Origin of the sequence: Mesorhizobium sp. C277A (genome assembly GCF_040324395.1) — a bacterium.
GTDB lineage: Bacteria > Pseudomonadota > Alphaproteobacteria > Rhizobiales > Rhizobiaceae > Mesorhizobium.
This window is the reverse complement of sequence record NZ_JAMYVW010000002.1, coordinates 5,293,820-5,315,965: the sequence shown is the minus strand read 5'-3', so window position 1 is coordinate 5,315,965 and position 22,146 is coordinate 5,293,820. Positions and strand designations below refer to the sequence as shown.

24 protein-coding genes are annotated in these 22,146 nt (G+C 63.1%); 17 read left to right on the top strand and 7 right to left on the bottom strand.

Annotated elements, in window-relative coordinates:
• Position 1: 1 nt before the first annotated feature.
• The 3 genes from NKK52_RS26300 to hslV are packed head-to-tail and all read right to left on the bottom strand — an operon-like array spanning position 2 to position 1,671.
• Positions 2-601 (bottom strand): DUF2585 domain-containing protein, encoded by a 600-nt coding sequence (locus NKK52_RS26300; RefSeq protein WP_023681417.1) that lies wholly within the window; start codon positions 599-601, stop codon positions 2-4.
• A gap of 4 nt (positions 602-605) precedes the next feature.
• Positions 606-1,130 carry a GNAT family N-acetyltransferase gene (locus NKK52_RS26295; RefSeq protein ID WP_023681416.1) on the bottom strand — a complete coding sequence of 175 codons (525 nt, stop codon included), beginning with the start codon at positions 1,128-1,130 and terminating at the stop codon, positions 606-608.
• A complete protein-coding gene (gene hslV / locus NKK52_RS26290) occupies positions 1,120-1,671 on the bottom strand; it encodes an ATP-dependent protease subunit HslV (protein ID WP_023672322.1) in 552 nt (183 codons plus the stop codon). The genes NKK52_RS26295 and hslV overlap by 11 nt, the downstream gene beginning before the upstream one ends.
• A 236-nt stretch (positions 1,672-1,907) precedes the next feature.
• Here hslV and hisB point away from each other — a divergent pair, with 236 nt between their 5' ends.
• The 9 genes from hisB to coaA all read left to right on the top strand — a co-directional run bounded on the left by hisB (position 1,908) and on the right by coaA (position 7,742).
• On the top strand, positions 1,908-2,507 hold the full coding sequence (gene hisB / locus NKK52_RS26285) for an imidazoleglycerol-phosphate dehydratase HisB (protein WP_023681415.1): 600 nt from the start codon (positions 1,908-1,910) through the stop codon (positions 2,505-2,507).
• A gap of 4 nt (positions 2,508-2,511) precedes the next feature.
• Complete coding sequence (locus NKK52_RS26280; protein ID WP_023681414.1) at positions 2,512-2,988, top strand: DUF2628 domain-containing protein; 477 nt, start codon at positions 2,512-2,514, stop codon at positions 2,986-2,988.
• A 1-nt stretch (position 2,989) separates the two neighbouring features.
• A complete protein-coding gene (gene hisH, locus NKK52_RS26275; RefSeq protein ID WP_023681413.1) occupies positions 2,990-3,640 on the top strand; it encodes an imidazole glycerol phosphate synthase subunit HisH in 651 nt (216 codons plus the stop codon).
• Between the two features lies 1 nt (position 3,641).
• Complete coding sequence (locus NKK52_RS26270; protein WP_023681412.1) at positions 3,642-3,932, top strand: DUF1330 domain-containing protein; 291 nt, start codon at positions 3,642-3,644, stop codon at positions 3,930-3,932.
• Between the two features lie 3 nt (positions 3,933-3,935).
• Positions 3,936-4,682 carry a 1-(5-phosphoribosyl)-5-[(5-phosphoribosylamino)methylideneamino]imidazole-4-carboxamide isomerase gene (gene hisA / locus NKK52_RS26265; protein WP_023681411.1) on the top strand — a complete coding sequence of 249 codons (747 nt, stop codon included), beginning with the start codon at positions 3,936-3,938 and terminating at the stop codon, positions 4,680-4,682.
• Positions 4,679-5,515 carry an arginase family protein gene (locus NKK52_RS26260; protein WP_023681410.1) on the top strand — a complete coding sequence of 279 codons (837 nt, stop codon included), beginning with the start codon at positions 4,679-4,681 and terminating at the stop codon, positions 5,513-5,515. The genes hisA and NKK52_RS26260 overlap by 4 nt, the downstream gene beginning before the upstream one ends.
• Positions 5,512-6,318 (top strand): imidazole glycerol phosphate synthase subunit HisF, encoded by an 807-nt coding sequence (gene hisF, locus NKK52_RS26255; RefSeq protein ID WP_023681409.1) that lies wholly within the window; start codon positions 5,512-5,514, stop codon positions 6,316-6,318. Before NKK52_RS26260 ends, hisF begins: the two co-directional genes overlap by 4 nt.
• 8 nt (positions 6,319-6,326) lie before the next feature.
• A complete protein-coding gene (locus NKK52_RS26250; RefSeq protein WP_023681408.1) occupies positions 6,327-6,650 on the top strand; it encodes a phosphoribosyl-ATP diphosphatase in 324 nt (107 codons plus the stop codon).
• 132 nt (positions 6,651-6,782) lie between these two features.
• Entirely contained in the window at positions 6,783-7,742 is a 960-nt protein-coding gene (coaA, locus tag NKK52_RS26245) for a type I pantothenate kinase (RefSeq protein ID WP_023672313.1), read from the top strand.
• Here the strand turns inward: coaA and NKK52_RS26240 are convergent.
• The 4 genes from NKK52_RS26240 to NKK52_RS26225 all read right to left on the bottom strand — a co-directional run bounded on the left by NKK52_RS26240 (position 7,729) and on the right by NKK52_RS26225 (position 11,904).
• Positions 7,729-8,865 (bottom strand): phosphatase PAP2 family protein, encoded by a 1,137-nt coding sequence (locus NKK52_RS26240; RefSeq protein ID WP_023681407.1) that lies wholly within the window; start codon positions 8,863-8,865, stop codon positions 7,729-7,731. The genes coaA and NKK52_RS26240 overlap by 14 nt on opposite strands.
• Before the next feature lie 124 nt (positions 8,866-8,989).
• Complete coding sequence (locus NKK52_RS26235; protein WP_023681406.1) at positions 8,990-9,619, bottom strand: alpha-ketoglutarate-dependent dioxygenase AlkB family protein; 630 nt, start codon at positions 9,617-9,619, stop codon at positions 8,990-8,992.
• Between the two features lie 153 nt (positions 9,620-9,772).
• Positions 9,773-10,207 carry an alternative ribosome rescue aminoacyl-tRNA hydrolase ArfB gene (gene arfB, locus NKK52_RS26230; RefSeq protein ID WP_023681405.1) on the bottom strand — a complete coding sequence of 145 codons (435 nt, stop codon included), beginning with the start codon at positions 10,205-10,207 and terminating at the stop codon, positions 9,773-9,775.
• Between the two features lie 86 nt (positions 10,208-10,293).
• A complete protein-coding gene (locus NKK52_RS26225; RefSeq protein ID WP_023681404.1) occupies positions 10,294-11,904 on the bottom strand; it encodes a phosphoenolpyruvate carboxykinase in 1,611 nt (536 codons plus the stop codon).
• Between the two features lie 346 nt (positions 11,905-12,250).
• On the opposite strand from NKK52_RS26225, the gene NKK52_RS26220 reads away from it, so the two are divergent.
• From NKK52_RS26220 to tsaE, 8 genes are all read left to right on the top strand, one after another.
• Complete coding sequence (locus tag NKK52_RS26220) at positions 12,251-12,952, top strand: response regulator transcription factor (RefSeq protein ID WP_010912942.1); 702 nt, start codon at positions 12,251-12,253, stop codon at positions 12,950-12,952.
• Between the two features lie 84 nt (positions 12,953-13,036).
• A complete protein-coding gene (locus tag NKK52_RS26215) occupies positions 13,037-14,818 on the top strand; it encodes a sensor histidine kinase (protein WP_023681403.1) in 1,782 nt (593 codons plus the stop codon).
• 12 nt (positions 14,819-14,830) lie between these two features.
• Positions 14,831-15,292: an HPr kinase/phosphorylase gene (locus NKK52_RS26210; protein ID WP_023681402.1), complete on the top strand. Its 462-nt coding sequence runs from the start codon at positions 14,831-14,833 to the stop codon at positions 15,290-15,292.
• A gap of 164 nt (positions 15,293-15,456) precedes the next feature.
• Entirely contained in the window at positions 15,457-15,858 is a 402-nt protein-coding gene (locus NKK52_RS26205; protein WP_023672304.1) for a PTS sugar transporter subunit IIA, read from the top strand.
• The gene (locus NKK52_RS26200) at positions 15,855-16,145 is read left to right on the top strand and encodes an HPr family phosphocarrier protein (RefSeq protein ID WP_023672303.1); all 291 of its coding nucleotides are present in this window, start codon (positions 15,855-15,857) and stop codon (positions 16,143-16,145) included. Before NKK52_RS26205 ends, NKK52_RS26200 begins: the two co-directional genes overlap by 4 nt.
• A 206-nt stretch (positions 16,146-16,351) precedes the next feature.
• Complete coding sequence (ahcY, locus tag NKK52_RS26195) at positions 16,352-17,752, top strand: adenosylhomocysteinase (protein ID WP_023681401.1); 1,401 nt, start codon at positions 16,352-16,354, stop codon at positions 17,750-17,752.
• A 307-nt stretch (positions 17,753-18,059) separates the two neighbouring features.
• Entirely contained in the window at positions 18,060-20,624 is a 2,565-nt protein-coding gene (locus NKK52_RS26190; RefSeq protein ID WP_023672300.1) for a sensor histidine kinase, read from the top strand.
• Between the two features lie 8 nt (positions 20,625-20,632).
• On the top strand, positions 20,633-22,144 hold the full coding sequence (gene tsaE, locus NKK52_RS26185) for a tRNA (adenosine(37)-N6)-threonylcarbamoyltransferase complex ATPase subunit type 1 TsaE (RefSeq protein ID WP_023681400.1): 1,512 nt from the start codon (positions 20,633-20,635) through the stop codon (positions 22,142-22,144).
• The last annotated feature ends 2 nt before the right edge of the window (positions 22,145-22,146 follow it).

Here is a 22,146-nt window from a genome sequence, read left to right as displayed (position 1 = left end):
ACTAAATTCCACTTTGCCACTGCTTGATGGACTCGAACGGATGCAGCAGCATGATCACGTTGAGTGTCAGATTGTCCCGGATGAGGTAGCCGACACCCAGTTCGAAGATGAGGGCGAGGCCGACGACCACCCATATAGGTAGCTTTCTGGCCATCACAAATCCCAGCATCATGGCCAGTGTGTCGGACACCGAATTGATGATGCTATCGCCATAGTAATCCAGCGAGACGGTGCCGGCGCGGTAGCGCTCGATGATGAACGGGCTGTTTTCCAGGAGCTCCCAGCCGCCCTCGATGACGACGGCGAAAGCCAGGCGCAGACCGATTGGCGAGCGCGGGAACAGGAACCAGGCCAAGGCGTAGAACAGGAAGCCGTGGATGATGTGCGAGAACGTGTACCAGTCGGAAATATGCTGGGAATTCTCCGAACTGTTCACCACACCGTGCCAGAGTTTGACGTAACCGCATGTGCAGATCGGCGTGCGGCCCATGCCGTAAAGCGCGCCGGCCTGGAAGATGAGCAGAGCGAGCACGAGCAGAAGGCCCATCCGCCAGCTGTCTTCGTAGGCCGAATAATTCTTGTCCACGCCCGGTGCCGTCATCAACTCATTCCCCCTCTTGAGCGTCGTCCTCGGCATCGATGGCCATCAGCACGGCGTCGCCATATCTAGAGTGCCTGCGATCAATGACGCGGAATCCGGCCCTTTCATAGGCGCGGATGGCGCGGCCATTGTCGGGATGCGGATCGATGATGACGCGCGGCGCACCTTCCTCGAACAGTTGCTCGACGAATTGCCTGACGATAGCCGAGCCATGACCTTTGCCAACCAGGTCCGGCACGCCGATCGACAGGTCGATGCCGAGCGTGCCGAACGGCTGGTCGGCATAGGGATGGCCATCTTCCAGATGCGGATCGTAGCTCTGCAGATAGGCGATCGGCCTGCCGTCGAGCTCGACGATCAGCGGCTCTACAGAAATTGAGTCAATATGCTCCCGGATTTCGGCGATTTCCGTCTCCGGATCGTCCCACCATTCGGCGACATGCGGCTCGGCCAGCCAGCCGGCGATCATCGGCAGGTCTTTTTCGGTAACCGGTCGAAAATCATAGAGCACCGGCGGGTTAGCCGGCATCGAGCGTTTCGACAACAAAGTTGTTGTTGGTGTAGACGCAAATGTCGGAGGCGATCTGCATCGCCTTGCGGGCGATCTCCTCGGCATCCTTGTCGCTGTCCATCAGCGCGCGGGCAGCGGCCAGCGCATAGTTGCCGCCGGAACCGATGGCCATGACGCCGAATTCGGGCTCCAGGACGTCGCCGGTGCCGGTGAGCGCCAGCGAAACCGACTTGTCGGCCACCAGCATCATTGCTTCCAGCCGGCGCAGATAACGGTCGGTGCGCCAGTCCTTGGCGAGCTCGACGCAGGCGCGCGTCAACTGGTCGGGATATTGTTCGAGCTTGGCTTCCAGCCGCTCCAGAAGGGTGAAAGCATCCGCCGTGGCGCCGGCGAAACCCGCAATGACATTGCCGCCTTTGCCGATGCGGCGCACCTTTTTGGCGTTGCCTTTCATGATGGTCTGGCCAAGGCTGACCTGGCCGTCGCCGGCGATCACCACCTTGTTGCCCTTGCGCACCGTCACGATGGTCGTGGCGTGCATACTCAGTTCATTGGACATTTTTAGCTCCGATTCGCGCGATCCCGATAAGGCGATTGGCGCGCGGTACGAGTGATTTCGATCGGCCATATGTATGCATGGGGCGGGTGATTGCAAACGGCGTCCGCCATGGCCGTGGCTGTCCGCATCGCAACTGGCAATCGCCGGATCATGCTGCTAGAAGGCTTTCGTTTTCAAGCAAATGACAGCTTGGAACCCCGTCTTGAGTTTCGAACCCCTCAGCCAAGGACAAGGTCATGGCGTCCCGTTCCGCCGAAGTCAGCCGCAAGACCAAGGAAACCGAGATCAGTGTCTCGGTCCATGTCGACGGCACCGGAAAATCCGACATGTCGAGCGGCGTCGGCTTCTTCGACCATATGCTGGACCAGCTGTCGCGCCACTCGCTGATCGACATCACGGTGAAGGCCAAGGGCGACCTGCACATTGACGACCACCACACGGTCGAGGACACCGGCATTGCGATCGGCCAGGCGCTGGCCAAGGCGCTGGGCGAGCGGCGCGGCATTATGCGCTACGCCTCTGTCGACCTTGCCATGGACGAGACGCTGACGCGGGCCGCGATCGACGTGTCGGGCCGTCCGTTCCTGGTCTGGAATGTCGCCTTCTCGTCGCCCAAGATCGGCACGTTCGACACCGAACTGGTGCGTGAATTCTTCCATGCGCTGGCGCAGAATGCCGGCATCACGCTGCATGTCACCAACCATTACGGCGCCAACAATCACCATATTGCCGAGACCTGCTTCAAGGCGGTGGCGGTGGCGCTGCGTTTCGCACTGGAGCGCGACCCGCGCCAGCCGGAAGCGGTTCCCTCCACCAAGGGATCTCTGAAAGGGTAGGCTGATGGCCATCTATGTCGTGATGGAACCGCCAGGCCGCACCGAGGCGGCCGACGCACCCATTTTTGTCCGCGACGGTTTTTCCTGGCTGGCTTTCCTGGTGGCGCCGCTGTGGCTCGCCTGGCACCGGCTTTGGATCGAGGCCGCGCTCGCCTTCGTCGCCATGGGGCTTATCTCGGTGCTCGGCCAATGGCTGGGACTGGACTGGGCCGGCTCCGCACTGTCTTTACTGGTCTCGCTCTATATCGGGCTGGAAGGCCAAGGGTTGCGGCTCGCAGCCCTTCGCCGCCGCGGCTGGCATGAATGGGGCGTCATCGAAGCCGACAATCCTGACGATGCCGACATTCGCCTGACGCTGGATGCCGAGGCGCTTGCCGATGAGCCGGCGCCGCTGCCGCGCATCGTGCCGGACGCCAGCCTTGCCCGACCGGCTCAGATCGGGCTGACGCTGGGCCTGAGCCATACGCCGGGAAAAGCCTGAGATGCGGGTCGCCATCATCGATTACGGGTCGGGCAATCTGCGCTCAGCCACCAAGGCCTTCGAGCGCGCCGCGCATGAAGCCGGCATTGCCGCTGCCATCGAGCTGACCGCCGATGCCGAGCGTGTGCGCAGCGCCGACCGCATCGTTTTGCCCGGCGTCGGCGCCTATGCCGATTGCGCGGCGGGCCTGCGCGGCGTCGCCGGCATGTGGGAAGCGGTGGAAGAGGTAGCGATCGCCAAGGCGCGGCCGTTCCTCGGCATCTGCGTCGGCATGCAGCTAATGTCGGAGCGCGGCCTGGAAAAGACCGTGACCAAGGGCTTCGGCTGGATTGCCGGCGACGTCAAGGAGATCACGCCCGCCGATCCGGCGCTGAAGATCCCGCAAATCGGCTGGAACACCATCGATCTGGAGCGCAAGCACCCGCTGTTTTCGGGTATTGCGACCGGGCCTAAGGGTCTGCACGCCTATTTCGTTCATTCCTACCATCTCGACGCGACAAGGCCGGACGAAGTGCTGGCCGTCGCCGATTATGGCGGCCCGGTAACGGCGGCGGTCGCGCGCGGTAACCTTGCCGGCACGCAATTCCATCCGGAAAAGAGCCAGGCGCTCGGCCTGGCACTGATCACCAACTTCCTGCGCTGGAGGCCTTGAGATGAGCAAGAAGGGCTACTGGATGGCGATGGTCGATGTGACCGATCCGGAAAACTATCCGAAATACATCGCCGCCAACAAAGCGGCGTTCGACAAATACGGCGCGAAATTCCTGACGCGAGGCGGTCAGTCGTCAAGCCCGGAAGGGCCATCCGGCAATCGCCATGTGATCGTCGAGTTCGAAAGCTACGAGATCGCGCTGGCTTGCTTCCATTCCCCCGAATACCAGGCAGCGCTGAAATTCCGGCGCGCTTATTCGACCTCGCATTTCGCCATTGTGGAAGGGGTCTGAACGGTGATCCTGTTTCCGGCCATCGACCTCAAGGACGGCAAGTGCGTGCGGCTGAAGCACGGCGATATGGCGACCGCGACCATCTACAATGACGACCCTGCGGCCCAGGCCAAGGCCTTCGAAGAGCAAGGGTTTGAATGGCTGCATGTCGTCGACCTCAACGGCGCCTTCAAGGGCCAGAGCATCAACAGCGCGGCGGTCGGCGCCATCCTCAAGGCGACGAAAAACCCGGTGCAGCTCGGCGGCGGCATCCGCACGCTGGCGCAGATCGAGGACTGGCTCGACCGCGGGCTGGCCCGCGTCATCCTCGGCACGGTGGCGGTGCGCCATCCCGACTTGGTCCGGGAAGCCTGCAAGGAATTTCCTGGAAAGATCGCCGTGGGCATCGACGCCAAGGGCGGCAAGGTGGCGGTCGAAGGCTGGGCCGAGGCCTCCAGCCTCGGCGTCATCGAACTGGCGCAGAAATTCGAAGGCGCCGGCGTTGCCGCCATCATCTACACCGACATCGACCGCGACGGCGTTCTGACCGGCATCAACTGGGATGCCACCATCGACCTTGCCAATGCGGTGTCGATCCCGGTCATCGCCTCGGGCGGGCTGGCCTCGATCGCCGACATCGTGCGCATGACCATGCCCGACGCAAAGAAACTCGAAGGCGCCATCTCCGGCCGCGCGCTCTATGACGGGCGCATCGACCCGGCCGAGGCGCTGGCGGTGCTGCAGGGCAAGGCGATGGAGACCCGGCCGTGAAAATCTCCATCATCCTGGCCTCCTATGACAGCGGCCACTATCACGGCGGCATGGGCCGAGGCCCGGATGCACTCATCGCCGGCGGGCTTGTCGACGCGCTGACGCTCTCCGGGCATGACGTCGTCGTCACCGATATCGGCAGGGTTGGCGACGAACAACAGCGCGAGATCGCCACCGGCTTTGCCGTGTGCGGTGCCGTCTCCGGCGAGGTCCGCATCGCCATAGACCGCGGCCGGTTTCCCATCGTGCTGGCCGGCAATTGCCTGACATCGGCCGGTGCGGTTGCCGGCGAGGATGCCGATGCGATCATCTGGGCCGACCAGCATGGCGATCTCAACACGCCGGAGACGTCCATCTTCGGCTTTCTCGACGGCATGGCGCTGGCCACGGTTCTCGGCCTGTGCTGGAAGCCGATGGCCTCGGCCATCCCCGGCTTCAGGCCGATCGATCCGGCGCGCTGCGTGCTGGTCAACGCGCGCGATCTCGATCCGGCCGAAACGGAGCTGTTGAAGACGTTGCCGGTCATCCGCACCGAATGCCCGGACTGGGCGACGGCGAGCGGCAGGCTGAAGGCGCCGGATGCGAAGCGGGTGCACCTGCATCTCGATCTCGACGTGCACGACCCCGGGGCGCTGCAGGCCAACCGCTACACCACGCCCGGCGGCCCGGAGCCGAAACAGCTGCGCCAGGCTGTCTGCGGCATGGCCGGCCTGCTGCCGATTTCCGGCATCACCATTTCCGCCTACGATCCGGCGTTCGATGCGCAGGCCGAGGTTCCGCCGCTGGTCGGCGAACTGCTCAGCGAGTTGCTGGCGACGATGGAGAAGGGCTGATGCTGAAGGCCCGAGTCATCCCTTGCCTCGACGTCAAGAACGGCCGCGTCGTCAAGGGCGTCAATTTCGTCGACCTCATCGATGCCGGTGATCCGGTCGAGGCGGCCAAAGCCTATGACGCGGCCGGCGCTGACGAGCTTTGCTTTCTCGATATCACCGCGTCGTCCGACAACCGTGAAACCATCTTCGACGTCGTCGCCCGCACCGCCGAACAATGCTTCATGCCGCTGACCGTCGGCGGCGGCGTGCGCCAGGTGGCCGATATTCGCAAACTGTTGCTGGCCGGCGCCGACAAGGTGTCGATCAACACTGCGGCGGTGAAGAACCCCGATTTCGTCGCGGAAGCCGCCGACAAGTTCGGCAACCAGTGCATTGTCGTCGCCATCGACGCCAAAAAGGTGTCGGCACCCAATGAAGCCGACCGCTGGGAGATCTTCACCCATGGCGGCCGTGAAAAGACCGGCATCGATGCGGTCGAGTTTGCGCGAAAAATGGTCGATCGCGGCGCCGGCGAGATTCTTTTGACCTCGATGGACCGTGACGGCACCAAGGCCGGTTACGACATTGCGCTGACCCGCGCGATAGCGGATGCGGTGCGCGCGCCGGTGATCGCGTCGGGCGGCGTCGGCACGCTCGATCATCTGGTCGAGGGCATTCGCGACGGCCATGCCGGCGCCGTGCTCGCCGCCTCGATCTTCCATTTCGGCACTTACACGATTACGGAAGCCAAGGCGCATATGGCCGAGGGCGGGCTGCCGATGCGGCTGGACTATCCGGTTCAATCCACTCCACAAAGGCTGTAGACTGCGTCATGGCTGAATTTTCGCTGTCCGATCTGGAAACGATCATTGGCGAACGCGCCCGTTCCGGCGACCCGGACTCGTGGACGGCAAAACTGTTCGCCAAAGGCATCGACAAGGCGGCGCAGAAGCTTGGTGAAGAGGCAGTCGAGACCGTCATTGCCGCCGTCAAGGGCGACGAGAAAGCCCTCGTTTCCGAAAGTGCCGATCTCATATATCATTGGCTCGTCGTGCTTGGCATGGCCGGCGTTTCGCTGGGCGAGGTGCTGAAGGAGCTTGAGGGCCGCACCGGCCGTTCGGGCGTCACTGAAAAGGCATCCCGGCCGAAAGGCTGACCGCTAGAGCCGGATGATTTCGGGCCGAGGCCTGAAATCTGAATCCGTCTCTAAATTGATAGAGGGAGCATGATGTCGCCCGAAAACCGCTTCACACTTTTCGGCCTCATGCTCTAGAGGGCAGGAAACTCGATGGACCAGCTCGCTCCGACCGAGAAATATTCCCCCTATCGTTTCTTCTCGGCCGAGCAATGGTCGAACTTCCGCGCCGACACGCCGATGACGCTGGGCGAAGACGAGATCAACCGTCTGCGCTCGTTGAACGATCCGGTCGACCTGGAAGAAGTCAAGCGCATCTATCTGTCGCTCTCGCGGCTGCTTTCGGCGCATGTCGAGGCCAGCCAGCTGCTGTTTCGCCAGCGCCAGGCCTTCTTCAACGCGCTGGATGTGGTCAAGACACCGTTCATCATCGGCATTGCCGGTTCGGTTGCGGTCGGCAAATCGACCACGGCGCGCGTGCTGAAGGAGCTTCTGGCGCGCTGGCCGTCGAGCCCCAAGGTCGATCTCATCACTACCGACGGGTTCCTGCTGCCCAACAAGGTGTTGCGACGCGACAATCTGATGGAGCGCAAGGGCTTTCCCGACAGCTACGATGTCGGTGCGCTGCTGCGTTTCCTCTCGGGCATCAAGTCGGCGCAGCGCAATGTCCGCGCGCCCGTCTATTCGCATTTGACCTATGACGTCATTCCCGGCGAGTTCGTCACCATCGACCGGCCCGACATTCTGATCTTCGAAGGCATCAACGTTCTGCAACCCGGCAAATTGCCGAAGGACGGCAAGATCGTGCCGTTCCTGTCGGATTTCTTCGATTTCGCCATTTATATAGATGCCGACGAAAAGCTGATCCACCAATGGTACATCGCCCGCTTCATGCGCCTGCGCGAGACGGCGTTCCGCAATCCGGACTCCTTCTTCCACCGCTATTCGCAGCTTTCGGAAGACGCCGCGCGCGCCATTGCGGAAGGCTTGTGGGCCAACATCAACCTGAAAAACCTGCGCGAGAACATCGTGCCGACACGGGCGCGGGCCGACCTCATCCTGCGCAAGGGCGCCAATCATCTTGTCGAGGAAGTGGCGCTCAGGAAACTGTGACGGCCGCCTCCGGGCGGCTGCCGCCAGCCGCCGATTGCCGGGCCGGGCCTGGCATCAGGATTTCGCCGTCGGGTACCAGCTTGCGGACGGCCGCACATAGGGCGATCGTGAGCGCGACCGCCGCATAACCATCGATCGCATAGTGCCAACCAAGATAGACCGAACTCGCGACTATGAAGGCGACATACAGAAATGCGATGGCGCCCAACCGCTGGTCGTACTCCCAGGTATACACCGCATTCAGGGTGATCAAGGCGACATGAACGCTTGGAAATGCCGATATTCCCGACGCGAGTCCAGTCACACCCTCGGTCTGGAGCGTCCACAGATACTGCTGGTACACGGCGGCGGAACTCGCCGACGGGCTTTGCGCAAGAAACGAAAGCTGTTCACCGAAGCGTGGCACATCGCCGGTGACATAGCCGTAGAACGCCGGTCCGGCCGACATGAACAGCCCGGCCAGGATGTTTCCGACGACCACCCACACCACCATGAAGGACAGCACATAGCGTCTCTTCAGATGCGTGGTGCGTGGTGACGTGACCATGAAAAACAGCATGCTGTAGCAAATGATGAACCACAGCATGTCGTAGTTCCATCCGACGGATTCCCGTACCCAGTCATGCTTGCCGATAACGTAGAGCCATCGCCACGGATCAGTGCCGAAATGCAGATAGGCATCGATATCCGCCAAGGCGCGATCATAGGGGAAACCTTTCCACAGGACGGACATGCCGTTCTTGACCGAGGTGAAGGTGCTTTGGAAAATCATGATGCCCATCAACAGACATATGCCGGAAAAGAGAACCGCCATCCGCTCGGCTGAGAACATCTTGCCCGCAGCAAATTTCCGCCGACGCTCAAATCGATGCAAAAGCCAGCCGGTTTCCAGGAGAAGCGATACCGCCGGCAGCACGAAACCGAAAACCATAAGCCATATCGGCACGTAGGTCTGGTATGCGGTGCGATGGAGCGCGCCGACCCAAGCCAGAAACCCCAGCCCCGTTGCAGTGTAGATGCCAATGAACAGGTAGAGCGATGCATCCGAGCGGGCGATCGAAACCGTGCGCCATGCGGCATTTCGAATGTAGCGCCAAATCACTTCGGATTCGATTTCGAGCATGGTATCCACACCGGGAATGATGACGTTTTGGCGCAGACTAGCGGCCGAAACCTTAAATTCCGTTAGGGATTTTTCATTCGCAAGGTCAGTGGTTCAGTAAGTGCAAGAATGCACTCTCACCTCTTCAAGGCAAGGTCACCCGCCGCAGCGTCAGATTGATCCTGCCGCCATTTTTCAGCAGCGCCGATGTCGACGGGTAGATGCGGTCGACGCCATGGAAGCAGAGCCGGCCTTCGCCGCCGAGCACGACGACGTCGCCGCTTTTCAGGCGGAACGATTTGGTGCCGCCGTCGCGTGTGGCCCCCCTGCCCGTCACTTGGCCGACCCGGAACAGGCAATCGTCGCCAAGCGACACCGAGACCACTGGGGCCGAGAAATCGGCTTCGTCGCGATCCTGGTGCAGACCCATTTTGGCGTCCTGCGTATAGAAATTGACCAGGCAGGCCTCCGGCGGATTCGGATAGGCGGCGACCTCCCGCCACAATTGCAGCAGCGCGTCCGGGATCGGCGGCCATGGCTCTCCGGTGAGTGGGTGCGTTGGCTGGTAGCGATAGCCCAGCTCCTTGTCGGTGACCCAGCCGAGCGTGCCGCAATTGGTCATGCGCACGCTCATCTCCTTACCGGTCCGCGGCATCGCCGGCACGTACAGCGGCGCCCGCTGTACAATTGTCCTCACCTCTTCGACCAGCGCTTCCTGCGCCGCGCGGGACAGATAACCAGGCATGTGGCGGACGCCTTTGGGCAGAACGAGCATGACTTCGCCTCCGGTTGATACTGAAACCATGCCACCGCCAATCAGAAACGGCGACCCGAAAGCCACCGTTGTCGGCCTCCCTTTCTGTGGCAATGGTGAAACCTTGCGGCTGCGGCAGGGGAGGCCGCTTTATGCACGCAGTCGGCGCGGTCCTTAGTCGTTCTCTACCCGGCCGCGCAGCTTTTTGATCGTGCCGCGCCCTGCCTTGCTTTGCAGCCGCCGCTCCACCGAGCCTTTCGACGGCCTGGTCTTCTTGCGCGGCGGCGGCGGCGGTTCCGCGGCCTTGGCGACCAGCGCCGTCAGCCTTGCCCGGGCATCGGCCCGGTTCTGCTCCTGGGTGCGGAAGCGGCCGGCCTCGATGACGATGACGCCGTCCTTGGTGGCGCGCTGGCCGGCGAGCTTGATCATGCGCGCGCGCACGCGTTCGGACAGGCCAGCTGCATTGGCGGCGTCGAAGCGCAATTGGACGGCGGTCGCCACCTTGTTGACGTTCTGGCCGCCGGGACCCGACGAGCGGATGAAATCCTCGTGCAGGTCGCCCGGATGGATTACGGCTTCGTCTGATATGATGATGTCGTCGATAGGCATGCCGCAGTCATGGCGCGGCGGACCAAAAAAGAAAAGGCCCGATCGAGACCGCGCCTTTCAAGGATGCTTCGGTGAAGATGCCTGGACTATTCCGCAGCTTCCTGCAGGCGGGGTGCTGCGCCGAGCACGACGGCATCGACATGGCTCTCGAATTTCTCGAAGTTGACGGCGAACATGCCGACCAATCGCGCTGCCTGCCGGTCATAGGCTGCCTTTTCGGCCCAGGTCGAACGCGGGTCGAGAATGGCGCTGTCGACGCCAGGCACAGCAACCGGCACCTCGAAGCCGAAATTGGCGTCGGTGCGGAAACCGGACGCCTTCAGCGAACCGTCAAGCGCTGCGGCCAGCAAGGCGCGCGTCGCCTTGATCGGCATGCGCTTGCCGGTGCCGTAGGCGCCGCCGGTCCAGCCGGTGTTGACCAGCCAGCAATCGGCGCCGTGGCGGGCGATCAGCTCGCGCAGCAGATTGCCGTATTCCTTGGGGTGGCGCGGCATGAACGGGGCGCCGAAGCAGGTCGAGAAAGTCGCTTCCGGCTCGGTAACGCCCTTCTCGGTGCCGGCCACCTTGGCGGTGTAGCCGGAGAGGAAGTGATACATCGCCTGCGCCGGGGTCAGCCGTGCGATCGGCGGCATGATGCCGAAGGCATCGGCGGTCAGCATGATGATGTTTTTCGGATGGCTGGCGCGTCCGCTCTTCGAGGCATTGGGAATGAAGTCGAGCGGATAGGCGCAGCGCGTGTTTTCGGTGAGCCGGCCGTCGTTGAAGTCCGGCACGCGGTCGGCGTCGAGCACGACATTTTCCAGCACCGTGCCGAAACGCTGCGTGGTGGCGAAAATCTCCGGCTCGGCCTCGGCCGACAGCCGGATCGTCTTGGCGTAGCAGCCGCCTTCGAAGTTGAAGATGCCGTGCGGTCCCCAGCCGTGCTCGTCGTCGCCGATGAGCGTACGTGACGGATCGGCCGACAGCGTCGTCTTGCCGGTGCCCGACAGGCCGAAGAAGATCGCTGCGTCGCCGCCCGGGCCCTCATTGGCCGAGCAGTGCATCGGCATGACGCCCTTTTCCGGCAGCAGATAGTTCAGCATGGTGAACACCGACTTCTTCATCTCGCCGGCATAGGAAGTGCCGCCGATCAGCACGATCTTGCGGGCGAGATCGACCGCAATCACCGTATCGGTGCGGCTGCCGTGACGGGCCGGATCGGCGCGGAAGGACGGCAGGTCGATGATCGTCATCTCCGGCACGAAATCCTCGAGCTCGGCGGCCTGCGGGCGGATCAAAAGATTGCGGATGAACAGCGAGTGCCAGGCGAATTCGGTGATGACCCGCGTCGGCAGCTTCAGCTCGGCATCGGCGCCGCCGACGAGGTCCTGCACATAGAGATCCCTATTCGCGGCGTGGACAAGGAAATCGGCGAGCAGCATTTCGAACTGGCCCGCCGAAATCGCCTTGTTGTTGTCCCACCAGACATGGGGCTCGGTGGCGCCATCGCGGACGACAAACTTGTCCTTGGGCGAGCGGCCGGTGTGCTGGCCGGTCTCGGCAAGCAGCGCGCCGCCGGCGGTCAACCGGGCCTCGCCACGGCGGATCGCTGCCTCATAAAGGGCGGCCGCACCAAAATTATAATGCACCGTGCCGGTGGTTTTCAGGCCGATACGATCGATCGCGCAAGCAGAATTGCGTTTGCCGACTTCCGACATCAAGGGTCCCTTCTTCTGGATTCGCCGCACTTTGCCGGCGCGTTTCCGGCGAGCCCGCGTTAGGGGCTGAGACGGTGAGAACCAGAAAACCCAAATGATATCAAATCATTAATCGATTTAAAAATTTTGAAAGTTGTTTAAATCGTTTATATGTGCAAAAAATCGCAGTGGTTGCCCAAAGGATTGGCACACAGTGATCGTCCAACCCGTGTAGAGGTTCCGATGGGGCCGCCGGCAAGCCGTCCGCGACAGCGGGTGGAGCCTGTGCCACATTTTGTACCTAATTTGTCCTGCAAAAGCCCCTTCTCTAAGACAGAAGGGACAGCTCATGAGGGAGCCGCTTGAAATGGCAACAATCGCGCTTGTCGATGACGACCGCAACATTCTGACATCGGTGTCGATCGCCCTCGAGTCCGAGGGGTATCGCGTCGAGACCTACACGGATGGTGCGTCGGCGCTGGAAGGCCTGGCGGCGCGGCCGCCGAATCTCGCCATCCTCGACATCAAGATGCCGCGCATGGACGGCATGGAGCTGTTGCGCCGGATGCGGCAGAAGTCGGACCTGCCGGTGATCTTCCTGACCTCGAAGGACGATGAGATCGATGAGCTTTTCGGCCTCAAGATGGGCGCCGATGATTTCATCCGCAAACCGTTCTCGCAGCGCCTGCTGGTCGAGCGGGTGCGCGCCGTGCTGCGCCGCGCCAGCGCCCGCGAAGCTGCGGCAAAGGCGCCCAGCCAGCAGGCCCGTTCGCTGGAACGCGGGCAGCTGGTCATGGACCAGGAACGCCATACCTGCACCTGGAAGGGCGAGCCGGTGACGCTGACGGTCACCGAATTTCTCATCCTGCACTCGTTGGCGCAGCGCCCCGGCGTGGTAAAAAGCCGTGATGCGCTGATGGATTCGGCCTATGATGAGCAGGTCTATGTCGACGACCGCACCATCGATAGCCACATCAAGCGGCTGCGCAAGAAGTTCAAGGCCGTCGATGACGACTTCGAAATGATCGAAACCCTTTACGGAGTCGGATACCGGTTCCGCGAAGCTTGAGTTGATGCATGTCGCCCAAAAGTGGTCGCGTTTTTGGGACGACGACATGCATAAAACCAAAGACTAGGCGGGAGCTGCTATTCGATGGCAGTGGATGTACAGCGGAGCAGACGAACGAGCGCTGTCAGGCGGTCGCGGATTCTGCCCGCATTCCTGTCGAGGTTGACGGTGCCGATGCGCCGCTTCCTCGGCCACCACATCTTTTCCAGCCTGACCCGGCGCATCCTGTTCCTCAACCTGGCCGGCCTCGCCGTGCTGGTCACCGGCATCCTCTATCTTAACACCTTCCGTGACGGGCTGATCGATGCCCGCGTCGAAAGCCTGATGACGCAGGGCGAGATCATCGCCGGCGCCATTGCCGCGTCGGCGACGGTCGAGACCGATTCGATCAGCATCGATCCGGAAAAACTGCTCGAACTGCAGGCCGGTGAAAGCCTCGGGCCGGGCTCAGACCAGCTCGACAATCTGGATTTCCCGATCAACCCCGAGCGCGTCGCGCCGGTGCTGCGGCGGCTGATTTCGCCGACGCGCACCCGGGCCCGCATCTATGACCGCGACGCCAATCTGCTGCTCGATTCGCGCCATCTCTACTCGCGCGGCCAGATCCTGCGCTACGACCTGCCTCCGGTCGAGGACGAGCAGCCGGATATGCTGGAGCGCGTGCAGAAATTCGTCTTCGACTTCTTCCGCAACAAGGACCTGCCCGTCTACCATGAGCAGCCCGGCGGCAACGGTGCGGCCTTCCCGGAAGTGGTCAAGGCGCTGACCGGCAGTCCGTCGACGATCGTGCGGGTGAGCGAACAGGGCGAGCAGATCGTTTCGGTGGCGGTGCCGATCCAGCGCTTCCGCGCCGTTCTCGGCGTGCTGATGCTGTCGACGGAAGGCGGCGACATCGACAAGATCGTCGCCGCCGAGCGCAAGGCTATTTTGCGCGTGTTCGGCATCGCCGCCCTGGTCACCGCAATCCTGTCGATGCTGCTCGCATCCACCATCGCCAATCCGCTGCGCCGGCTATCGGCGGCGGCAGTGCGGGTGCGGCGCGGCGTCAAGAGCCGCGAGGAGATCCCCGACTTTTCCGACCGCCAGGACGAGATCGGCAATTTGTCGGTCGCGGTGCGCGACATGACCAATGCGCTCTATGCCCGCATCGAGGCGATCGAAAGCTTCGCCGCCGATGTCTCGCACGAGCTGAAGAACCCGCTGACCTCGCTGCGCAGCGCGGTGGAGACCTTGCCGCTTGCCAAGAACGACAATTCACGCGGCAGGCTGATGGAGATCATCCAGCACGATGTCCGGCGTCTCGACCGGCTGATCACCGACATTTCCGATGCCTCGCGCCTCGACGCCGAACTGGCGCGTGAGGATGCCGCCACGGTCGATTTGAAGAAATTCATCACCGACCTCGTCGCCGTGTCGCGCGAGGCGACGCGCAACAAAAAGGCTGTCGAGATCGAGTTCAAGGCCGCCAAGCTGCCGCAAGGCGTCAAAGGTTATTTCGTCACCGGCCATGATCTGAGGATCGGCCAGGTCATCACCAATCTGATCGAGAATGCCCGCTCCTTCGTGCCGGAGGACCACGGCCATATCGCCATTTCGCTGGCACGCGCGGGCAAGGTCAACATCGTCACCGTCGACGACAACGGCCCCGGCATCCGCCCGGACGCCATCGACCGCATCTTCGAGCGCTTCTACACCGACCGCCCGGCGGGCGAGGCGTTCGGCCAGAATTCGGGGCTTGGCCTGTCGATATCCAGGCAGATCGTCGAAGCCCATGGCGGCACGCTGACCGCCGAGAACATCCCCGGCACCAAGCCCGGCGACATCAAGGGCGCGCGCTTCGTCGTCACGCTGCCGGCCGAAGGCTGATCGCGGCTGCGTATGCCCGATCCCACCGCGGAACCCGAGAACATCCATGCCACCGCAGTCCTGATTGGGGAGCGGGGCGTCCTGATCACCGGGCCGTCCGGCTCGGGCAAGACAACGCTGGCGCTGGCGCTCATCGACCATTTCAGCCGGCTCGGGCTGTTTGCGAGGCTGATCGGCGACGACCAGCTGTTTGTCGCGGCGCGTTTCGGGCGGCTGGTCTGCCATGCGCCCGCCAGCATTGCCGGCCTCGCAGAGGTGCCCGGGCTTGGTCCGAAGCCGCTTTTGTTCGAACCCGTGGGGGTCATCGACCTTACGATCCAGCTGGTTGCCGCAAACGCTGTGGAGCGTTTCCAGGAAGAGGCGAGCGCGACCATTGCCGGCTGTGTGGTGCCGCGCATCGACCTCGTTCAGCGCAACGTCACTGCGGCTTTGCCGGCGGTAATGGCGCGGCTGGCGATTGCGCCTTTCGTATGATCCGCCGCCGGTTTTTTGCTGCAATGCGTCAAATTGGCCATGGCCGACGCAATTTTGGGCTTGTCAACGCGCCGCGCGTCGACAAGATAGCGCTCCCGCCGCCTGGGATGGCCGGCGAGCATAAAAAGCGCCTGTGAAGCGGCGATGACGGGAGCCACCATAGAATGATCGGACTCGTGCTTGTAACGCACGGTCAACTGGCCGCCGAGTTCCGCCATGCCGTGGAACATGTCGTGGGGCCACAAGACAATTTCGAAACCGTGGCAATCGGCGCCGATGACGATATGGAGCAGCGTAGGCGCGATATCGTCGACGCCGTCGGCCGCGTCGACACCGGGACCGGGGTCATCGTTCTGACCGATATGTTCGGCGGCACGCCTTCCAACCTTGCCATTTCGGTGATGGAATCCGGTCGCACCGAGGTCATCGCCGGCATGAACCTGCCGATGCTGATCAAGCTGTCGTCGATCCGCAAGGGCGACAACATGGCGACCGCGCTCGACGAGGCGCAGGCTGCGGGGCGCAAATACATCAACGTCGCAAGTCAGCTGCTGAGCAGCAAATGAACGCGCTGTCGCCCGGTGAGATCGTGCGCGAGTTCCCGATCGTCAACCAGCGCGGCCTGCATGCGCGAGCCTCGGCGAAGTTCGTCCAGGTCGCCAGCGGCTTCGACGCCACCGTCCATGTCGAGAAGGATGGTCTCAAGGTCGGCGGCACCTCGATCATGGGGCTGATGATGCTGGCGGCGAGCCCCGGTTATTCGATCCGCGTCACAGCCAGCGGCGCTGAAGCCGCAGCGGCGATGGACGCGCTGGAGCAGCTGGTCGCCTCGCGCTTCGGCGAAGAGTGCTGAAGTTTTTGCTTTGAACGCCGTTGTCCCAAAACCGCGGGATACTTTTGGGCGGCATGCATCCCCGTAAACACATACGCGCATAAAGATTTCTTTATATCCCATTGTCGTCTTGGCGGCGATCTGCTAGTCAGGCCGGCATTCCGCGCCCTTCGACGCGCCGTGTGGCGCAGGCGCATTCTGAAGACAAATCACACCGGAGCACTGCCATGACAGGTAGCAAGGACTATGTGGTCGCCGACATCTCGCTTGCCGGCTGGGGCCGCAAGGAACTCGATATCGCCGAAACCGAAATGCCGGGCCTGATGGCCTGCCGCGAGGAATTCGGCGACAAGAAGCCGTTGAAAGGTGCGCGCATCACCGGCTCGCTGCACATGACCATCCAGACGGCGGTGCTGATCGAGACGCTGAAGGCGCTTGGCGCCGATATCCGCTGGGCCTCGTGCAACATCTTCTCGACCCAGGACCATGCGGCCGCGGCCATCGCCGAGGCCGGCATCCCGGTGTTCGCCGTCAAGGGCGAGTCGCTCGAGGAGTACTGGGACTACACCGACAGGATCTTCCAGTGGGCCGATGGCGGCCTTTCCAACATGATCCTCGACGATGGCGGCGACGCCACCATGTACATACTGATCGGCGCCCGCGCCGAAGCCGGCGAGGACGTGCTGTCCAACCCGCAGAGCGAGGAAGAGGAATACTTCTACGCCCAGGTCAAGAAGCGGCTGAAGGCTTCGCCCGGGTTCTTCACCAAGCAGAAGGAAGCCATCCGCGGCGTCACCGAAGAGACGACCACGGGTGTCAACCGACTCTACCAGCTGCAGAAGAAGGGCCTGCTGCCCTTCCCGGCGATCAACGTCAACGACTCGGTCACCAAGTCGAAGTTCGACAACAAATATGGCTGCAAGGAATCGCTGGTCGACGGCATCCGCCGCGGCACCGACACCATGATGGCCGGCAAGGTTGCGGTCGTCTGCGGCTACGGCGACGTCGGCAAGGGCTCGTCGGCTTCGCTCAAGGGCGCCGGCGCCCGCGTCAAGGTCACCGAAGTCGATCCGATCTGCGCGCTGCAGGCGGCGATGGACGGCTTTGAAGTCGTCACGCTGGAAGATGCCGCACCGACCGCCGACATCGTCATCACCACCACCGGCAACAAGGATGTGGTCACCCTCGACCACATGCGCTCGATGAAGGACATGGTGATCGTCGGCAATATTGGCCACTTCGACAATGAGATCCAGGTCGCGTCGCTGCGCAACCTGCAATGGACCAACGTCAAGCCGCAGGTCGACATGATAACCTTCCCGGACGGCAAGCGGATGATCCTGCTGTCCGAGGGGCGCCTGCTCAACCTCGGCAACGCGACCGGTCATCCGAGCTTCGTGATGTCGGCTTCGTTCACCAATCAGGTGCTGGCGCAGATCGAGCTCTACACCAAGCCCGGCCAGTACCAGAACCAGGTCTATGTGCTGCCCAAGCACCTCGACGAGAAGGTGGCGCGTCTGCATCTCGACAAGCTTGGAGCCCGCCTGACCGAACTTTCCGGCGAACAGGCCGCCTATATCGGCGTGACCCCGCAGGGTCCGTTCAAGCCGGAACACTACCGCTATTAGCCAAAGCGGCGTTTACCACTAGATATTGAAGCCGGGCGATTGACTTTTCGCCCGGCTTCTTTTTTGCGCGGATGATTCTTCACGCCGATTCCAGCACGCGCTATTGTGCTGATTCGTGGGCCGGGGACGAGGCCGGCGTACGCATCGAGAGCATGATTCGAACCGAAGGACCGCGTCAGCGAAAAGTGGGAAGCGGTTTTCGGAAAAGATCATGCTCTTTAGAAAAGAGTTAGGTCAGAAGGGCGTTTCATCAAACGTGATCCTGATCTAGGCGGTCTTGCATTCAGGCGGCGAAGAGGACCAAGGCATGCCGGGGGAAAACCCGCCTCGCGCGGGATCGGCCGTTTCCGGCGGCCATGACGATTCCGATAGCAATGGCTCCGTCACGACAGGCGGTGGCCTGAAGAGGCGCGTTGGCGCCCGCACCGCCGGCTTTCTTGCCACCTCAGCTCTTGCCGGCCCGCTCACCTCGTTTGCCGCCCATGCCGAGCCGGCCATTGCGCAGAAGGCCGGACTGTCGGTCAGCGCGGTCGAAGTCATCCAGCTCGCCATGTTCGTCGGCGTCATGGGCGCGGCACTGGTCTCGGCCATCTTCCTGATCCGCGAAAGAGCCCGCACCTCGGCGCAGAATGTCGAACTCAGAGCCCGCATTGCCGACATCAATGCGGCGCTGCAGCGCTCCGAGGCGCTGCTCAATCTGCGTGACCAGCGCGTCATCGTCTGGGCGTCGGAGAACAAGAAGCCGGAGCTGATCGGCACGCTGCCGCTGGAAAGCGGTGCGCCGGACGACCGTGCAGCCTTCCTCGCCTTCGGCCGCTGGCTGATGCCGCGCTCGGCGGCGGCGCTCGAAAATGCCGTCGCTGGTCTGCGCGAGAAAGCGAAACCCTTTGATCTCGTGATCGAATCGCAGGCCGGGGCGCCGCTTGAAGTGCATGGCCGCAAGAGCGCCGCGCATGTGCTGGTGCGCTTCGTCTCGCTGTCGGAAACTCAGAGGAGCCAAGCCAGGCTGAAGATCGAGAACCAGCGTCTGGCCGCCGACTACGAGACCATGATCGGCCTGCTCGACGCCTTGCCGATGCCGGCCTGGCTGCGCGCCACCGACGGGCGGCTGAAATGGGTCAACCGTGCCTATGCCGGAGCGGTCGAGGCACCGAACGCCGAGACCGCCGTGCGCGAAGCCAAGGAATTCCTCGGCGCCCAAGCGCGCGAACAGATCGCCGCGCAGCACAAATCGCGCCCGATCTTCGAACAGACGCTGTCGACGGTGATCGAGGGCGACCGCCGGGTGTTCGCCGTCACCGACTTCGCCGGTGCCGACGGCTCGGCCGGTCTTGCCTGCGACACCAGCGCCACCGAAACCATTCGCGGCGAATATGAGCGCACGGTGCGCAGCCATGCCGACACGCTCGACCAGCTCAACACGGCGGTGGCGATCTTCGATGCCAACGAGAAGTTGCGCTTCTTCAACCAGGCGTTCCAGAAACTGTGGGGGCTGGACCCGGGCTTCCTGCACAGCGCGCCCGACAATGCGCTGCTGCTCGACCGGCTGCGCAGCGAAGGCAAGATCGCCGAGCAGCCGGAATGGCGGCGCTGGAAAGAAGGCCTGCTTGGCGCCTACCGCGCGGTGGAATCGCAAGAGCATTGGTGGCATCTGCCCGACGGCAAGACCATCCGCGTGGTGGCCAACCCGCAGCCGAAGGGCGGCGTGACCTGGGTGTTCGAGAACCTGACCGAGAAGATGGACCTCGAAAGCCGCTACCAGACGGCGGTGCGGGTCCAGGGCGAAACGCTCGACAATCTGGCCGAAGGCGTCGCCGTGTTCGGTCCCGATGGGCGGCTGCGCCTGTCGAACCCGGCCTTTGTCGCGCTGTGGGGACTGAGCCAGGATGTGATCAAGCCCAACGTCCATGTCTCGGCGATCCGCGATCTCAGCGACCAGCGCGCCGTCGACAGCCCGTGGGGCGGGTTCGTCGCCGCCATCACCGGTTTCGACGACGAGCGCCGCGACCGCCATGGCCAGACCGAACTGAAGAACGGCACAGTGCTCAGCTACGCCGTCATCCCGCTGCCCAACGGCCAGGTGATGATGACCTTTGTGGACGTCACCGACAGCGTCAATGTCGAGCGCGCGCTGAAGGACAAGAACGAAGCGCTGCAGAAATCCGACCAGCTGAAGAACGAGTTCGTGCAGCATGTCTCCTACGAGCTGCGCTCGCCGCTGACCAACATCATCGGCTTCACCGAGCTTCTGTCGCTGCCGGCGACCGGGCCGCTCAGCCCAAAGCAGCGCGAATATGTCGAGCATGTCGGCTCGTCATCCTCGGTGCTGCTCACCATCGTCAACGACATACTCGACCTCGCCACCGTCGACGCCGGCATCATGCAGCTCGACATTTCGGAAGTAAGCGTCGAGCGCACCATCGAGGCCGCGGCCGAACTGGTCGCCGACCGGCTGCAAGAGCATTCGATCAAGCTCCGGATCGACGCCGCTGCGGCGCCGAAGAGTTTTCACGGCGACGAGACCCGGGTTCGCCAGATCCTCTACAATCTGCTCAGCAACGCCGCCAATTACGCGCCGGAGGCGAGCACTATCACGCTTGCCTGCCGGCATTTGGAGCAAGGTGTGGAATTCTCCGTCCATGACAACGGCCCCGGCATGCCGCCGGACCTGCTCGATTCGGTGTTCCGCCGCTTCGAGCCGCGCACCAATGGCGGGCGCCGGCGCGGTGCGGGCTTAGGCCTGTCGATCGTCAAGAGCTTTGTCGAGCTGCACGGCGGCAGCGTGCGCATCGAGACCGGCAAGGACAAGGGCACCACCGTCATCTGCACCTTCCCCGATGCACCGTCGGGCATCCGCGCCGCGGCCGAGTAGCGCGCTCGATGACCGTTGTTGTGCTGGAGCGTTTTCTCGCCGACGAGGCTGCGACCGCAAGGCTCGGCGAGGACCTGGCCATGGCGCTGCGGCCGGGCGACGTGCTGGCGCTCAAGGGCGATCTCGGCGCCGGCAAGTCGACGCTGGCGCGGGCCCTGATCAGGGCGCTGGCCGACGATGCCGGCCTCGATGTGCCGAGCCCTACCTTCACCTTGGTGCAAAGCTACGACACGCGCATCCCCGTGCACCATTTCGATCTCTATCGCCTGTCCTCGGCCGGCGAGATGGACGAGCTGGGTTTCGACGAGGCGCTGCTGCAGGGCGCTGCCCTTGTCGAGTGGCCGGAACGGGCGGAGGCCGCTCTGCCCAGGACGTCGATCTGGATCGAACTCGTCCATCAGGGCGAAGGCCGCCTGGCGAAACTATCGGGCCAAGGCGTTGCCTTCGAACGCGTGGCCCGATCGCTGGCGATGCGCGATTTCCTCAAAACGGCCGGTTGGGGCGACGCCGCGCGGCGCCATTTCGTCGGCGACGCCTCGGCGCGCTCCTATGAGATCGTCTCGCGCGCCGGCCTTGCGCCGCGCGTGCTGATGAATTCGCCGCGGCTGGTGCTGGGGCCGCCGGTGCGCGACGGCAAGCCCTATGCCGTGATCGCCCACACCGCGCAGTCGGTCACCGCCTTCGTCGCCATCGACAAGGCGCTGCTGGCGCAAGGTGTCAGTGTCCCAAAAATCCATGCCGAGGATCTCGAGCAAGGGTTTCTGCTGCTGGAGCATCTGGGCTCGGAAGGTTTTCTCGACGGCAATGGTGAGCCGGCGGCCGAGCGCTACACGGCAGCAGCCGAATTGCTGGCCATGATGCATGGCAAGACCTGGCTGCAGCGCATGGAAGCCGTCCCAGGCGTCTTCCACGAGGTGCCGCCCTTCGATCGCGACGCCATGCTGATCGAAGCCGATCTCTTGGTCGATTGGTATGTGCCGATGGTGACCGGCAGCCCGGCAAGCGAGGCTTTACGCGCCGGCTATCACAGGGAATGGAACGCGGTTCTCGATCGGCTGGACACACAGGAATACACGCTGATGCTGCGCGACTTCCATTCGCCCAACATCATCTGGCGCGGTGACCGCAAAGGCCACGACCGCCTCGGCATCGTCGACGTCCAGGACGCGCTGATGGGTCCGGCGGCCTATGACGTTGCGTCGCTGGCCATGGATGCCCGCGTCACCGTTTCGCCCGATATCGAGCAGCGGACCGTGGACGCCTATGTCGCTGCGCGCCACGCCGCCGGCGGCTTCGATGAGGACGCCTTCCGCGCGGCCTATGCGATCATGGCGGCGCAGCGCAATTCGAAGATCCTCGGCATTTTCGTGCGGCTCGAAAAGCGCGACGGCAAGCCCTATTATCTCCGACACCTGCCGCGCATCCGCGATTATCTCAGGCGGGCGCTGGCGCACCCGGCGCTGGCTCAGCTGAAGGAGTTTTACATGGCACATGGCCTGCTGGAGGAACGGCTCCCGTGACC

Coding starts and splice junctions, on each gene's coding strand:
- hisH (WP_023681413.1), top strand. CDS start 2,990: ATGCGGGTCGCCATCATCGATTACGGGTCGGGCAATCTGCGCTCAGCC.
- NKK52_RS26210 (WP_023681402.1), top strand. CDS start 14,831: ATGCCCGATCCCACCGCGGAACCCGAGAACATCCATGCCACCGCAGTC.
- NKK52_RS26220 (WP_010912942.1), top strand. CDS start 12,251: ATGGCAACAATCGCGCTTGTCGATGACGACCGCAACATTCTGACATCG.
- NKK52_RS26200 (WP_023672303.1), top strand. CDS start 15,855: ATGAACGCGCTGTCGCCCGGTGAGATCGTGCGCGAGTTCCCGATCGTC.
- NKK52_RS26235 (WP_023681406.1), bottom strand. CDS start 9,619: ATGCTCGTTCTGCCCAAAGGCGTCCGCCACATGCCTGGTTATCTGTCC.
- hslV (WP_023672322.1), bottom strand. CDS start 1,671: ATGTCCAATGAACTGAGTATGCACGCCACGACCATCGTGACGGTGCGC.
- NKK52_RS26250 (WP_023681408.1), top strand. CDS start 6,327: ATGGCTGAATTTTCGCTGTCCGATCTGGAAACGATCATTGGCGAACGC.
- NKK52_RS26215 (WP_023681403.1), top strand. CDS start 13,037: ATGGCAGTGGATGTACAGCGGAGCAGACGAACGAGCGCTGTCAGGCGG.
- hisB (WP_023681415.1), top strand. CDS start 1,908: ATGGCGTCCCGTTCCGCCGAAGTCAGCCGCAAGACCAAGGAAACCGAG.
- NKK52_RS26280 (WP_023681414.1), top strand. CDS start 2,512: ATGGCCATCTATGTCGTGATGGAACCGCCAGGCCGCACCGAGGCGGCC.
- tsaE (WP_023681400.1), top strand. CDS start 20,633: ATGACCGTTGTTGTGCTGGAGCGTTTTCTCGCCGACGAGGCTGCGACC.
- NKK52_RS26205 (WP_023672304.1), top strand. CDS start 15,457: ATGATCGGACTCGTGCTTGTAACGCACGGTCAACTGGCCGCCGAGTTC.
- NKK52_RS26225 (WP_023681404.1), bottom strand. CDS start 11,904: ATGTCGGAAGTCGGCAAACGCAATTCTGCTTGCGCGATCGATCGTATC.
- NKK52_RS26270 (WP_023681412.1), top strand. CDS start 3,642: ATGAGCAAGAAGGGCTACTGGATGGCGATGGTCGATGTGACCGATCCG.
- NKK52_RS26295 (WP_023681416.1), bottom strand. CDS start 1,130: ATGCCGGCTAACCCGCCGGTGCTCTATGATTTTCGACCGGTTACCGAA.
- NKK52_RS26300 (WP_023681417.1), bottom strand. CDS start 601: ATGACGGCACCGGGCGTGGACAAGAATTATTCGGCCTACGAAGACAGC.
- coaA (WP_023672313.1), top strand. CDS start 6,783: ATGGACCAGCTCGCTCCGACCGAGAAATATTCCCCCTATCGTTTCTTC.
- ahcY (WP_023681401.1), top strand. CDS start 16,352: ATGACAGGTAGCAAGGACTATGTGGTCGCCGACATCTCGCTTGCCGGC.
- arfB (WP_023681405.1), bottom strand. CDS start 10,207: ATGCCTATCGACGACATCATCATATCAGACGAAGCCGTAATCCATCCG.
- NKK52_RS26240 (WP_023681407.1), bottom strand. CDS start 8,865: ATGCTCGAAATCGAATCCGAAGTGATTTGGCGCTACATTCGAAATGCC.
- NKK52_RS26190 (WP_023672300.1), top strand. CDS start 18,060: ATGCCGGGGGAAAACCCGCCTCGCGCGGGATCGGCCGTTTCCGGCGGC.